The following is a 14,298-nucleotide window of genomic DNA, read 5'->3' on the forward strand; positions in this document are numbered from 1 at the left end:
GGTGACCGCGTCGCTGGACGGCATCGAACGGGAGCGGTGGCTGAGCTCGCCGCTGTTCGGAGACCGCTGGATCGAGCACCACGCGTCGGTCCCGTCTCGGGCAGCGCGTGTCTCGCGGGAGGACGCGGTCGCCGCGGCGCCCGCCGGTTCTCAGGCCGACGTCGTGTCGCTCGACGGTGAGTGGCTGCTCGCGGGGTCGCTTCCTGGGCGGGAGTTCTCGATCGAGCGCTGGCTCGGCGACCGATCGGATGCTGCGCGCCGCAGCCCCGTCGGCTGGCATCGCCCCGACACCGACCGCTCGACCTGGGTGACGGCGACGGTCCCGGGCACCGTCCAGGGCGCGCTGGCCGCGGCGGGAGTCATCGCCGACCCGCTCGTCGACGACAACACCTACGCCGAACTCGTCGAGCACGGCGTGCCCGAGAAATGGCCGTGGTACTTCCGCCGCACGCGGATCGAGCAGCAGGAGTGGTGGTACGCCCGACGCTTCCGCGTGCCCGAGGGCTGGCGGGGCGACCGCATCCGCCTCTCGTTCGACGGTCTCGACTACGCGGCATCCGTGTTCGTGAACGGCCGGCCCGTCGCGCGACACGTCGGCATGTACGGCGGCCCGGATGTCGACGTGACGGCGGTGCTCGACCTCGAGGCCGAGAACGAGATCGTCGTGCGGATTGATCCGCCGCCGCACGACTGGCACGGCGTGATGAAGCCGTCGCCGGGCTGGGGCTGGCACTACGGTCATCTCATCTCGATGGGCATCTGGCGCGGCGTCCGTCTCGAGCGCGTACCCGAGGTCGAGCTCGCCGATCTCGCCGTCGTGGTCACCGACGCCCGGGAGGGCGCGGCACGGGTGCGCGTTCAGTGGGACGTCGTCGCGCCTCCGAGCCGCACGGAGCCGCTGCCGGAGTCGCTTCCGGTGTCGGTGACGATCCGCGATCCCGACGGCTCCGCCGTCTCCGAGCTCGAGCTGTCGGCCGACGTCGGTCCCGACCTCACACGACATCACGTCGAGATCGACGTGCCGGATGCGCGGCTCTGGTGGCCGTTCGGGTACGGCGAGCAGCCGATTTACACCGCCGAGCTACGGGCCGCCGGGCAGGTGCTCGCCACCACCTTCGGCATCCGCTCGGTGCGCATGGAGCCGCTCGTCGGCAATCACGGTCCCGACGTCTACGACTGGCGGTTCGTCGTCAACGGGCGCGAGCTGTTCCTCAAGGGCGCGAACTGGTGCTGGACCGATCCGATGGCACGCCGCGGGTTCGACGTCGACCGGCACATCCTCGACCTGGTCGAGCGCGGCAATCTGCAGATGCTCCGGGCGTGGGGCGGCGGGACGATCGAGAGCGACGAGTTCTACGACGAGTGCGACCGTCGCGGCATCCTGGTCTTGCAGGAGTTCCCGCTGACCTTCGGTCTCGATGCCACGGGCGCCGATCTCGCGACGATCGACGAGCAGGTCTCGCGCATCGTGCGCCGGCTGCGAAACCACCCTTCGCTCGTCATGTGGGGCGGGGGCAACGAGAATCCCGCGACCATCACCTCGGACGATCTGCTGACGGTCATCGGGCGCCGTGTCGCGCAGTACGACCCCGGGCGACCGTTCCACCGGACCGACCCCTGGGGCGGCAGCGAGCACTTCTACGGCGTCTATCACGAGGGCATGCCCGTCGAGGCGTACACCGGCTTGCTGCCTGCGGTCTTCGGCGAGTACGGCCTGTCGAGCCAGTGCGACCTGTCGAGCATGGCGCGCTTCCTCGACCCAGCCCTGCTCGAGCAGTGGCCGCCGCCCGAGCACGGGGCGATCGTGCAGCATCAGTCGCAGTTCTCGCTGTTCGATCTGTTCAAGCAGGCGCGATATGCCGCGTACGGGCCCATTCGCGACTGGCGCACGTTCGTCGAGTATTCGCAGCTGGGGCAGGGCGACGCGCTGCGGTTCGCATCGGAGCGGATGCGCGCCCACAGCGGCGACACGACGTCGGCCTACTGGTTCTACAAGATCGGCGAAGCGTTTCCGGGCGCGTCCTGGGCGGTCATCGACTACTACGGAGTACCGAAGCTGTCGTACTACCGTGCGAAGCAGTTCGGCGCCCCGGTGTCGGCGTATGCGACGTACGAGAAGTTCGACTGGTCGGTGGCCGAGACGTTCCGCGCCCGCATCCACGTGTCGAACGACACGCCCTCGACGGTTTCCGGCGCCCGGTTGTTCGTGCGCCTGTACGACGCCGATTTTCGGGTCGTGGTCGAGCACGAGTCGAGGGTCGACGTCGCGGCCGATGGTCGGGTGGACGTCACCGAGATCGTCGCGCCGCTCGGCGGGCGGCCGGTCGAGCCACTCGTCCTCGTCGTGACGCTGCAGGATGCCGCGGGCGGACGGATCTCGTCGCAGTGGTACCCGTTCAACCACCAGCGGAAGGACGCCGCGCTGCGCGAGCTGGAGGCGCGGCCCCTCGACGAGGCCGCGGCGACGCCGGTTGCCGAGCTGCTGCAGCCGTATGCGGACCTGACGTCGCCCCTGTCGGAGCTGCCGTCGACTGCCGTGTCGGCGCATGTCGAGGATGACGCCATCGTCGTTCGCAATGTCGGCGATCACCCGGCGCCGATCGTGCTGATCGATGGGTTCCCGCACGGGCTGGGGGCGGTGCTCGACGACAACGCGTTCGGGCTCGATGCCGGCGAGGAGCGCCGCGTCGGCTTCGCCCTGCCCGACGGCTCGGACGGCAACGGGCTCGACGGCGTTCGTGTGCGAGCCTGGAACGCACCGGAGGTGATGCTCTCATGAGCAAGAGGCGGACGATCCTGGCCACGTGCGGCGGGTGGAGCCCCGCGCAGTGGGGTGATGTCGAGTTCAGCCCGTTGCAGCGATATGCCCTGGATCTGACGGGTGTCACCGGACGTCGCCCGCGTGTCGCGTTCGTGAACACGGCGGCCGGTGACCAGCGCGTCGACGAGGGCCGGGAGCTGGCTGCGGCGCAGCAGCGCGGTGTGGATGCCGTCCACATCCGGCTGTTCGGGCGGAACCAGCCGGACCTCCGCGAGGCCGTTCTGGCGAGCGATCTCGTCTGGGTCGCGGGTGGCAGCGTCGCGAACCTGCTGGCCGTGTGGCGGGTGCATGGGCTGCCCGAGGTGCTCGCCGAGGCGGCGGATCGGGGGACTGTTCTGGCGGGGACGTCAGCGGGCGCGATCTGCTGGCACGTCGGCGGCCCCACCACGACGTTCGGCCCGGTCGCCGTGATCGACGACGCGCTCGGTTTCGTCGACCGATCCGTCGGGGTTCACTACGACTCGCAGCCCGACCGGCGCCCCGCGCTGCAACGCGCGATCGCCGACGGAACGTTGCCGAACGGGTTCGGCCTCGACGAGGGCGCAGCGGTGCTCTACGTCGACGGCGAGCCGGTCGAGATGCTCACCGAGTCCGCCGACGGTGCGGTGTGGGCCGTCGAGCGCGATGGCGACGGTGTCGCCGAGACTCGCTGCGAGACGCGCCTTCTCGCCTGATCCGATTCAGTCGGCAGCCAGCCGGCGCCGGTGAGCACCTCGAGCGCGATCTCGGCGGCGGATCGGCCGTCCGTGGCGATGCGGCGAATCCCGTCTCCGGCTTGATCGAGCCGCCGGGCAGCGGCTTCGCTGCGGCGGATGTGCTCGTCGAGTGCGGTCCCGATCTCACGACGGGCGAGCCGTTGGGCCGCGATTTCGTCGGAGGATGTCCGCAGGACCGCGGAACAGTGCACGTCTCCGCCCAGTGCGGCGAGGAGCGCCGGGATCCGGAGCACGCTGCGCTACACGCGCGTCTCAGCACACCCTGACGCACCGACGGCAGGCTTCGTTGTGGATGCCCTCACAGCATGAGAGGAGCGCACCGCCGCAACTGACGATGAAACAAGCGATGCAGACCCCCGTTCCGCTGCACGTCGCGCAGAGCGCGCACCCGGCAGCGCCCAGAACGCACGAAACGACGTTTCCAGTTCGGCATTCACCTCGCAGCTGCTGCCCCCCGACTTGGCAAACCCCGTTACAGCCCCCGCAGGGGTCCTTGCCGTCTCGGAGCGCGGCCGCCATCTTTGCTTCAGGTACTGGTGTCGGAACTTCCCCATTGAAACTACTGGCCAACACACGGAACCTCTCGGGTCGCGCGTTCTCAGCGTCCCAGCCGCTGAACTGAACTGCGAAAGCTGAGGACAACACACCATCGATAGGCTCGCTATAGACCGCATAACAGAGGAGTCGCTCGTTGGTCTCGTCGTACTCGACCACGAGAAGGCGTTCTATCCCAACCTCGAGGTCAGTCCGCAGTACGGTCGTCTCGACCGTGGGAGCAAGCGCCGTAGCTACCCCAAAGCGGGGCGATCCAAGCAAGCCCGCGAAGTCGCCGGCCGCAACCAACCCTGACGCTTCCGCCTCGTTTACAACATTCCGAACATCGATTGACTCCCACATCTTTCGGACCGCTTCGTCTGCGCTTTCACCAGTTAAACGTGATTCTGACAGTGCGCGCCGTGAAGGGGCGGCGGCGGCTGAACTCCCACGGCCGAACAACCCACCGCCATTGAAGAGTAGGACGCCCGCAGTCAGAGCCAGGCCCGCCTGAAGAGATGTCCTCCGGGTTATCTTGCGTGGTTGCGCTTGCCTACCTGGCCGGTTCGACGAACGGCCGAGTTCCTCGGCGCCGAGTGCGGACAGGGCGGCCATCGCTCTTTGTGGTCCAACCGCTCTGGTGAGCGCGGGTGCGATTCTCCAGCCGGTCCACCCTTGAACTGGCGATCCGTCGCCGACGCGTATGAGGGTCGGCGCCCAGGGGGCGTTGTCTCCCCACACTTCCTTGCGCCATCTTTGCATTCGCTCGTCTGTGAGCGGAACAGTGACTACTGCGTCACCTAGAGCGCGAGCAAGTGCACCTGCTATGTTACGGCAATAACTACATGAGTCATCTAAACCCAGGTATGTTTCTTGCCTATTCGGCATAGTTCCTCCTAGCGCCACGATGACGTATCAGTTGCCTATTTTCGCTCTGCCCGACGATCGCGTCCATTTGACTTGGCTCTCCAGGAGCCGATTAGCATCACTACGCCGACGAGTATTTGCCCAACCGCCAAAGCACGCGTGAATCCGTCCGTTGTCAGGGCGAGATAGAAGCCGATGGCGACGATGATTATGGAGGCAACGATTCTGACTGTCCTTGAGCGATTCAAATGACACTCCGCCGATGTGTGTTGATTTCGTGAGACTCTATGCAATCCCCTCGGTGGACGTCAAGGGGCGAACGAGGATGATCGCTTATCGCACGTGCGGCATATGTTTTTAGGTCGCTGGCATCTGCTTGCTCTCGTCGAGTCCTGTCGGGCTTCGCGACGAATGCCGCGTGGAACGTAGGTCGTTTGTCATGCTCGCAGAACCGGTGTCGCCGAGACTCGCTGCGAGACGCGCCTTCTCGCCTGACCACCTCCCGGGCTCCTGTCAACAGCCCGCCCCCAACGGCCGCAGCGCGCGCAGACTGGACATATGCCCCGAGCCGCCTCCGCCGCGACCCCGCCGCCGAAGACGTGCGCGTCGTGCGGGCGCGAGATGCAGTGGCGCGCGAAGTGGGCCCGGAACTGGGACGAGGTGCGCTACTGCTCGGACGCCTGCCGCCGTCGCGGCATCCGTCCTGTCGACACGCAACTGAGCGAGAAGATCCTCGAACTGCTGAGCGCTCGTGCCGCGGGGGCGACGATCTGTCCCTCCGAGGCGGCACGCGCCGTCGGCGGGGAGGAGTGGCGCGACCTGATGGAGCCCGCGCGCCGTGCCGCGCGACGTCTCGTCGCCGACGGCGAGGTCGAGATCACGCAGCGCGGTACCGTCGTCGACCCGTCGACCGCGAAAGGGCCGATCCGCATTCGTCGCGCTCGCCGGTAGCCGCGAGGAGCGACTCGCTCTAGCCTGTCGGCATGGCGGACGTCTTCGGCTGGGGCACCATCGTGCTCGTGCTCTCGGTGCCGGTGGTCTTCATCGGCTCCGCGTTCGCGGCCCGACGCCGTGACGATGCATCTCAGCCGTCGTCGGGAGGGTTGCTCGGGTTCGACGAGCTGTTCCACCCCGCGGCACACAACGCCCGGCTCACCTGGGAGGTCGAGCAGGAGCTGCCGGTTCCCGCGCCATCTCCCGACAAGGGCCCGGGCGTGATCGACGCCGGGCGCCGGATCGTCATCGAGATCGACCCGCAGCAGTGACGCCGCCGCTCCGTTAGGCGCCCGTCCGCGCCGCCCACACGTCGAGTACCGAGCCCCGGGCGGCTTCGGCCGCTCCGGCGACGGCCCCGACCACGACGACATCGGCGCCGAGATCGGATGCCACCAGCTCGGGAGCCGGCAGGTCGAGGTCGGTGGGGAGGAACCGGCGTGCGGCGGCGACGACTTCCTCGATGCCCGCGGAGATGCCCCCCGAAACGACGACGCGCTGCGGGTCGAACATGCTGCCCAGCACGCTGACGATGCGGGCGAGCGTCATTCCGACGCGTTCGGCGATGCGGAGGGCATCGGTGTCACCGCGGGCGGCGAGCTCGAGCACGGCACGGGCATCGGGGTCGGCGGACGCAAGGGTAGCGAGAGGGCTCCCCGGCGAGAGCTCGCCGCTCGCCGCGGCTTCCGTCGCCCACCGGACGGCACGCGTGCCGAGCCCCTCCGCGTTCCCGACCCCCTCGACGTGATCGAAGGCGACCATCTCGCCGACGCCGCCGTGTCGTCCCCGAAGCAGATTGCCGTCGACGACGACGCCCGCCCCGAGGCGGGTACCCGCGAGCAGGGCGACGAAGTCGCGGCATCCGGCCGCGGCGCCGACGGAGCCTTCGGCGACGGCGGCCAGCGACGCGTCGTTGTCGACTCGCACGATCGGCGCCCACGACAGCTCGTCGACGAGGCCGGGGTTCATCCGCGCCCAGAAGCCGCGGGGGTGCTGAGGCGAGCGCCCGTCGCCGTCGACGGGTGCCGGCACGCCGACGCACACGGCGAGTACATCGCCACGCGTTCGCCCGGCGGCGTCGAGTGCCGCGTCGATGACGGCGATGATTCGCCGGGCGCGGGTCGCGGCATCGTCGCCGTCGAGCACGAGGGTCGCGCGCTGGGTGGCGAGGCTGCGCGAGCGGAGGTCTGTCACGGTCGCGGTGAGGTGCACGTGCCCGGCATCCACCCCGACCAGGACGGCAGCATCGTCGCGGAGCGCGAACCGGCGGGCGGGACGGCCCTTGCGGTAGTCGCCCGCGAGGCGTGCGTTGGGGAGCTCTCGCAGCAGTCCGAGCTCGACAAGCGCGTCGAGAGCGTCGATCGTCGTCGAGCGGGTCAGCCCGGTCGCGGCGATGACGTCGGTCGCGGTGAACTCCGCCGAGGTCCAGGCGAAGGCGAGGATCGCGTCGTGGCTCGCGGGGCGCGCGGCCACCGTCGTCATCGTCGTCGACATGCGTGTTGACCTTTCTGATCCGGCCCTGCCATACTGCCGTTCAGCAATTGATTTGGCGAGTAAATTTACTCAGCGATGATTCGAGCCGCAATGAGGCGATCGGAGGACCCAGGTGATGGAGCCGGTGTGGAACAGAGCGAGGCGAGCGAGGCGCATCGTCGCGTCGGCGGCGGTGGCCGCGCTCGCCGTGACGCTGCTCGTGGGGTGCTCGGCGGACGGGCGGGAGACCATCCGCTTCACCTTCAGCAAGCGTGAGGCGCTGACGTTCATGCAGGACGTGGTCTCGCAGTACAACGCCTCGCAAGACCGCGTGCGCGTCGAGATGGACACGTCGGGAGTGGATGTCGTCTCCGCGAGCTTCGTCCGGGGCAATCCTCCCGACATCATGCTGGCCAACTACAACTACGAGGTCGCCCGATTCGTCCAGCGGTGCGCGCTGACGGATCTCGCCGGCACCGACGCCGCCGCGAGCACCCGCGAAGACCTGCAGCCGCTCATGGATCAGTACGGTACGTGCCCCGGACGCACGAGCGCCTTGCCCTACTCGGTCATGGCGTCGTCGGTCATCTACAACACCGCGATCTTCGAAGAACTCGACCTCGAGGTCCCGACCACGTGGAGCGAGCTCATCGCGGTGTGCGACGCGCTGCAGGCGGCCGGGGTCACCCCGTTCTACGCGACCTTCAAGGACGACTGGACCATCGGTCAGGGCTGGTACGACTACGCCGTGGGCGGCTCGGTCGACGTCCTCGACTTCTTCGACCGGCTCGCGACGGAGGGCGCCGATGTCGGTCCCGCGTCCTCCACGTCGTTCGAGAAGGACTTCGCCGAGCCCGCAGAACGGATGCTGCAGCTCGCCAGCGCCTACGTCAACCGCGACGCCGCGAGCCGGGGCTACGGCGACGGCAACCTCGCGTTCGCCCAGGGCGAGGCGGCGATGTACCTGCAGGGCCCGTGGGCGTTCAGCGAGATCGCCAAGACCGCCCCCGACCTCGAGCTCGGCACGTTCCCGCTGCCGATGACCGACGACCCGAGCGATCGGGCGGTACGGGTGAACATGGACCTCGCGGCGATGATCCCCGAGGGGTCGCGTCATCAGGACGCCGCCCGTGACTTCCTCGAGTACCTGTTCCGCCCCGAGATCATCGAGGCCTACAACGCCTCGCAGCTCGGCTTCAGCCCGACGACGGATGCCGCGCCGCCCGACGATCCCCGCATCGCGGGGATGCAGGAGTTCTACGACGCCGGGCGCGTCTACCAGGGTCCCTCGGTGCTGGTGCCGAAGACCATCCCGGTGTTCGGATATGCGCAGGCGATGGTGTTCGGCGACAGCCCGGCATCCGTCCTCCGCACGATGGACACCGACTGGGCGCGACTGGCCTTCCGCCAGCCCGCGCTGACGAACGAGGCGGAGGGCGCGCGATGACCGCGACGACGGGTTCCACGACGACGATTCTCACCGGCGGTGACCGTCGCGCCCGCCGGAGCCACCGCCGGGTCGAGCCGATCTACTACCTGTTCCTGCTGCCCAGCCTGCTGCTGTTCACGCTCGCGATCACGGTGCCCGGTCTCATCGGCATCTTCTTCAGCTTCACCGACTCGATCGGCATCGGCGAATGGCGCTTCGTCGGGTTGACGAACTACATCGCCCTCTTCAGCGACCCGGCGATCCTGCAGAGCTATCTGTTCACCGCCGGCTTCGCGGTTGCGACGGTCATCGTCGTGAACGTCATCGCGTTCCTGCTCGCCGTCGGTCTGACCGCCCGTATCCGCTTCAAGACGGGCCTGCGCACGATCTTCGTCATCCCGATGGTCATCTCGGGCATCATCATCGCCTACGTCTTCAACTTCCTCTTCTCGAACTCGCTTCCTGCCGCGGGCACGTCGCTTGGGCTTGCCTGGCTCGAGACGAGCCTGCTGGCTAACCCCGACCTCGCGTGGGTCGCGATCGTGATCGTGACGGCATGGCAGGCGATCCCCGGCACGCTCCTGATCTACATCGCCGGGCTGCTGTCGGTTCCCGGCGATGTCTACGAGGCGGCAGACCTCGACGGGGCAACGAAGACGCAGCAACTGCTGCGCATCACGGTGCCGCTCGTCGCGGGATATGTCGTAATCAACGTCATCCTCGGATTCAAGGGCTTCCTCAACGCCTACGACATCATCGTGGGCCTGACCAACGGCGGGCCCGGAACGGCGACCCGCAGTGTCGCGATGACGATCATCGCGGGCTTCAACGGCGGCGACTACGCCTACCAGATGGCTAACGCGACGATCTTCTTCATCGTCGCCGTGCTCATCTCGTTGCTCCAGCTCTCGCTCACGCGCGGAAGGAACTCGTTCTGATGTCCACCTCTCAGCCCGCGCTCGTTTTCGAGCAGGCGGATGCCGTCACCGTCGACGCCCGCCGTCGTGCCCGTCCATCCCGCACGTCACGCGCCGGGAAGGGCGAGCGGGTCAATTGGTCGGCGACGGTCATCCTGATCCTCTGCGCCGTCACGGTGCTGCTGCCGCTGTACGTCACCATCTCGATGGCGTTCAAGACGACCGGTCAGGCCGTCGACGGCAACGCGTTCTCGCTGCCGGCGCCCTTCAGCATCGACGGGTTCGTGCAGGCGTGGAACCTGACGCGATTCCCGGTCGGGGCGGCGATCTCGTTCTTCGTCACCGCCGGCACCGTCGTCGCGACCATCATCCTCGCCGCTTTCGCGTCGTACGCGATCGTCCGCAACTGGGACCGTCGGCTGTTCCGCTACTCGTTCTTCTACCTGCTGGCGGCGATGTTCATTCCGTTCCCCGTGGTGGCGCTGCCGCAGATCCAGCTGACCGGCCGACTCGGCCTCGACAATCCGGTCGGCGTCGTGCTCCTGGCGACGATGTTCCAGCTCAGCTTCAGTGTGCTGCTGTTCACCGCGTTCCTGCGCTCGATCCCCATCGAGCTCGAGGAGAGTGCGCGCATCGACGGCGCGTCGACGTGGCAGACCTTCTGGAAGCTGATCTTCCCGCTGCTCGCGCCCATGAGTGCGACGGTCGGGATCTTCGCCTTCCTCTACGCCTGGAACGACTTCATGCTGCCGTCGCTGATCATCTCGGACCCCGCCATGCAGACCCTGCCGGTGCGACAGAACCTGTTCCAGACCCAGTTCAGCAACAACTACAACGTCTCCTTCGCCTCGTACCTCATGGCGATGGCGCCCGCGATCCTGGCATACCTGTTCACGCAGCGCTGGGTCATGGAGGGCGTCACCCAGGGTGCGGTCAAGGGCTGACCACGCGAACCCCATGAAAGGACGCTTCTCCGTGACAACCTCGCTCGACCTCGCTGCCGACGCCGACACCACCCTCGGTGATGAGACCGCCCCGTGGTGGCGGCAGGGGGTGGTCTATCAGATCTATCCCCGGAGCTTCTCCGACGCCAACGGCGACGGGCTGGGCGACCTCCCGGGCATCACGGCGCGCGTCGACTACCTGGCGGAGCTCGGAGTGGATGCCGTGTGGCTCAGCCCGTTCTATCCCTCCGAGCTCGCCGACGGCGGCTACGACGTGGCGGACTATCGCAACGTCGACCCGCGGCTCGGGACCCTCGACGACTTCGACGCGATGCTCGCGGCACTGCACCGGCGCGGCATCCATGTGGTCGTCGACATCGTGCCCAATCACACCTCGGACCAGCACGTCTGGTTCCAGGAAGCGCTCGCCGCGGGCCGGGGGTCCGCAGCCCGTGAGCGCTACATCTTCCGCGAGGGCACGGGACCGGAGGGCGCCGAGCCGCCGACGGACTGGCTGTCGGTGTTCGGGGGATCGGCGTGGGAACGCGTCGCGGACGGGCAGTGGTACCTGCACAACTTCGCCCGCGAACAACCCGATCTGAACTGGGACCACCCCGAGGTGCGAGCCGACTTCGTCGAGACGCTCCGGTTCTGGTCGGATCGCGGTGTCGACGGGTTCCGCATCGACGTGGCGCACATGCTCACGAAGGACCTCACCGAACCGCTTCCCTCGCGGGCCGAGCTCGACCGCATCCCGCGCGACGGCAATCATCCGCTGATCGACCGGGATGACGTCCACGAGGTATACGCCGAGTGGCGTGCGGTCTTCGACTCTTACGACCCGCCCCGCACCGCGGTCGCGGAGGCATGGGTCGACCCGACCCGCATCCACCTGTACGCGCGCCCGGAGAGCCTCGGCCAGGCCTTCAATTTCGACCTGCTCGAAGCCGACTTCGACGCCGCGGCCTTCCGCCGGATCATCACGGACAACCTCGCTCTCGCCCGTCAGTCGGGTTCGTCGAGCACCTGGGTGCTCTCGAACCACGACGTCGTCCGGCACGCGACGAGGTACGGGCTGAAGACGCCGACGGCGGAGACGAGCATGCCTTCGCGGCACGGCGGGCAGTGGCTCATCGACGGCGGCGACGAGGCGGGCCTGGACCGCGATCGCGGGTTGCGCCGCGCGACGGCCGCCACGATGTTCATCCTCGGCCTGCCGGGATCGACCTACATCTACCAGGGTGAGGAACTCGCGCTGCACGAGGTCGCCGACATCGCGGCATCCGATCGCCAGGACCCGACCTTCTTCCGCACCGGGGGTGCGGAGATCGGACGCGACGGATGTCGTGTCCCGTTGCCCTGGTCGGCGGAAGAGCCCGCGTTCGGGTTCGGCGACGGGGGCTCGCACCTCCCGCAGCCGGCGTGGTTCGCCGAGCATGCGGTCGCGACTCTCGACGGCGCGCCCGCGTCGACGCTGAACCTCTACCGCGAGGCATTGCGGCTGAGGCGTCTCTTCCAGACCGGCGAGGATCTGCGATGGATCGACACCGATCGCGACGACGTCCTGCACTTCGTCCGCCCGAATGGCTGGCAGGTGGTGACCGTCTTCGGCGAAGAGCCCTACGCGCTGCCCGAGGACGAGGTCGCACTGTCGACCCGCCCGGTCGTGGAGGGGGCGCTGCCGGGCGAGGCGACTGCCTGGCTCACCCCGGCGCGCTGAGGCACCCGCCCGAAGTCCGACTCGCGGATGCGGGCGTGGATGCCGCAGACGATGTCCACGACCTGTGAGATATCGAAGTCGGTCGCCGCGCTCAAGTAGGCGTAAGCGAGGTGCTCGTCCATGCCCCACCGGGCGGTGATGACGTCGAGCGCCGCGCGTACGCACTTGCGCATCGCCTCGTCCAGGTCGGAGTCGAGCCCCATGGGCACGAGGAACTCGTCGGTGCGGGCGAGTGGGCCGGTGAGCTCACCGAACTCCGCGAGGGCCTCGGTGCGCGCGACGACCTCGAATCGCAGCGTCGCCCGCAGCGAGGCCTCCAGAGCGGTGAGCGCGACTTCGCCGTCGCCCTGCGCGAAGTGCGGGTCGCCGACGTAGGCGAGGGCGCCGGGAACCTGCACCGGAAGGTAGAGCGCGGCCCCCTCGGTCAGCAGCTTCACATCGAGGTTGCCGCCGTGGTCGCCGGGTGGCACCGAATGGGGACGCTCGTCTCCGGCGACGGCCACGCCCATCGTTCCGAGGAACGGCGCGAGCGGGAATTCGACGATCCGGCGGCCGTCGTCGGTCAGCGGCATCGTGCCGACGAGGCCGCCCGGGCGTTCTTCGACCGGGGTGAAGACGCTGACGGGATGCGGGCCGCGCGGGAGCACGCCGACCAGCGCACCTTTGCCGTGCCGGTTGGAGATGACGCCATAGGGCACGCGCGGGACGAGGCGCTCGACGGTGATTTTCAGCAGGTCGCCGGGCTGGGCGCCCTCGACGTGGATCGGTCCCGTGACGACGTGTGGTCCGTCGTGAGCAGGGTCGCGCGAGAGCGACGCGGCGATCGCGACCGCGTCGTCGAGGACAGCCTCCGGGGCGACGCCGTGACGCCCGAAGTAGGCGCGGGGATCCTTGCCCTGATCCTCGAGGATTCCCTCGTGGCTGACGGTGTCGATCGTGACGGTCGTGCCCGAGGCGATCGTGAGCACCGGCGCGTCGGCGGCGCACGGCAGCCGCCCCCACAGCACGGTGTCGGGACCGGCGGGGAGGTAGTGGTCGCCGGGGAGATCGCCCTCGCCGGGCTGCAGCACGCTCACGCGGCGACCGCTTCTCGTCGCGCCGGCGTGAACAGCCGGAGATGCCCGAGCACGACGACGGCGAGCGTGAGCAGTGCAGCCAGGAGGAGCGGGATCCCCGGGGTGAGGGGCAGCAGGACGGTTCCGACCAGTGCGCCCAGGAAGAGGACGAGGATGGCGGCGACGCGGCGGTTCCAGATCCCGCGCAGGCCGTCGTCGACGAACGATTCGCTCGCGAGGGACGTGAGGGTCGAGGTGACCACCACTGTCGTCATGTCGGTGACGGCGAGGCTGCGGGCGACGGCCGCCTGCGCGCCCATCGCGGCGGCGGTGAGCGTGGATGCCGTGAGGACGACCGGCTCGGAGCCGACGGCTCCGGGGATCAGGAACGTCACGCCCAGACCCGCGAGAACGATCGCCCCCGCGGCCAGCAGGCCCGTCACCGCGCCACCCCATTCCTTGCGTCGTCTCCGCAGGAACAGCCCCGCCGCGAAGGCGGCGGCGGTGAACGCCGCCAGAGCGATCGCCGGGCCGAGAACCGGGAGGTCGTCGCCGCCGGCGACCGCCATGCCGAGGATGACGATGTTTCCGGTCATGTTGCCCACGAAGACGCGGTCGAGGGCGAGATAGCCGACCGCGTCGACCACGCCCGTCACGAAGGTCAGAAGCATGAGCGCGATGAGGGCGGTCCGGCGTTGTGCCGGCGCCACGTCGCGACGCGCGAGGCGTGAGGTCGAGGGATTGCGTCGCACGTTCGGCCTTCCGTAGCGGCCCGGGGCGGGCCGGTTCGAGATGACAGTAGCGGATGCCGAGCAGATTGGTCCTACCG

11 protein-coding genes are annotated in these 14,298 nt (G+C 68.6%); 8 read left to right on the forward strand and 3 right to left on the reverse strand.

Translation table 11 applies throughout. The annotated features are described in order from the left end of the window. Position 1: 1 nt before the first annotated feature. The 4 genes from C3481_RS12270 (at position 2) to C3481_RS12285 (ending at position 6,203) form a co-directional block, all read left to right on the forward strand. A complete protein-coding gene (locus C3481_RS12270; protein ID WP_103842572.1) occupies positions 2–2,779 on the forward strand; it encodes a glycoside hydrolase family 2 protein in 2,778 nt (925 codons plus the stop codon). After that, positions 2,776–3,495 (forward strand): peptidase E, encoded by a 720-nt coding sequence (locus tag C3481_RS12275; RefSeq protein WP_064955835.1) that lies wholly within the window; start codon positions 2,776–2,778, stop codon positions 3,493–3,495. The genes C3481_RS12270 and C3481_RS12275 overlap by 4 nt, the downstream gene beginning before the upstream one ends. A gap of 2,001 nt (positions 3,496–5,496) precedes the next feature. Beyond that, positions 5,497–5,889, forward strand: coding sequence for a DUF2256 and DUF3253 domain-containing protein (locus C3481_RS12280; RefSeq protein WP_023953600.1), 393 nt, complete (start codon positions 5,497–5,499; stop codon positions 5,887–5,889). A 32-nt stretch (positions 5,890–5,921) separates the two neighbouring features. Continuing rightward, the gene (locus C3481_RS12285; RefSeq protein ID WP_103842573.1) at positions 5,922–6,203 is read left to right on the forward strand and encodes a hypothetical protein; all 282 of its coding nucleotides are present in this window, start codon (positions 5,922–5,924) and stop codon (positions 6,201–6,203) included. Between the two features lie 13 nt (positions 6,204–6,216). Here C3481_RS12285 and C3481_RS12290 read toward each other — a convergent pair whose 3' ends face one another. Further along, a complete protein-coding gene (locus tag C3481_RS12290) occupies positions 6,217–7,425 on the reverse strand; it encodes an ROK family protein (protein WP_103842574.1) in 1,209 nt (402 codons plus the stop codon). Positions 7,426–7,540: 115 nt separating this feature from the next. Between C3481_RS12290 and C3481_RS12295 the strand changes: the two genes are divergently transcribed. From C3481_RS12295 to C3481_RS12310, 4 genes are read left to right on the forward strand one after another with little or no spacing between them, the layout of a single operon-like run. Continuing rightward, on the forward strand, positions 7,541–8,851 hold the full coding sequence (locus C3481_RS12295) for an ABC transporter substrate-binding protein (RefSeq protein ID WP_084670378.1): 1,311 nt from the start codon (positions 7,541–7,543) through the stop codon (positions 8,849–8,851). After that, positions 8,848–9,771: a carbohydrate ABC transporter permease gene (locus C3481_RS12300; protein WP_088379818.1), complete on the forward strand. Its 924-nt coding sequence runs from the start codon at positions 8,848–8,850 to the stop codon at positions 9,769–9,771. Before C3481_RS12295 ends, C3481_RS12300 begins: the two co-directional genes overlap by 4 nt. Next, on the forward strand, positions 9,771–10,694 hold the full coding sequence (locus C3481_RS12305; RefSeq protein ID WP_071918904.1) for a carbohydrate ABC transporter permease: 924 nt from the start codon (positions 9,771–9,773) through the stop codon (positions 10,692–10,694). Before C3481_RS12300 ends, C3481_RS12305 begins: the two co-directional genes overlap by 1 nt. 13 nt (positions 10,695–10,707) lie before the next feature. After that, positions 10,708–12,414 (forward strand): glycoside hydrolase family 13 protein, encoded by a 1,707-nt coding sequence (locus C3481_RS12310; protein ID WP_103842575.1) that lies wholly within the window; start codon positions 10,708–10,710, stop codon positions 12,412–12,414. Here the strand turns inward: C3481_RS12310 and C3481_RS12315 are convergent. Together C3481_RS12315 and C3481_RS16640 are read right to left on the reverse strand one after the other, a co-directional pair. Continuing rightward, entirely contained in the window at positions 12,315–13,490 is a 1,176-nt protein-coding gene (locus C3481_RS12315) for an acetamidase/formamidase family protein (RefSeq protein ID WP_219817667.1), read from the reverse strand. The genes C3481_RS12310 and C3481_RS12315 overlap by 100 nt on opposite strands. Next, positions 13,487–14,179, reverse strand: coding sequence for a YoaK family protein (locus C3481_RS16640; protein ID WP_258039116.1), 693 nt, complete (start codon positions 14,177–14,179; stop codon positions 13,487–13,489). The genes C3481_RS12315 and C3481_RS16640 overlap by 4 nt, the downstream gene beginning before the upstream one ends. Positions 14,180–14,298: the final 119 nt, after the last annotated feature.

The organism is Microbacterium sp. Ru50, from assembly GCF_002920555.1.
In the GTDB taxonomy this organism is placed as follows: domain Bacteria; phylum Actinomycetota; class Actinomycetes; order Actinomycetales; family Microbacteriaceae; genus Microbacterium; species Microbacterium arborescens.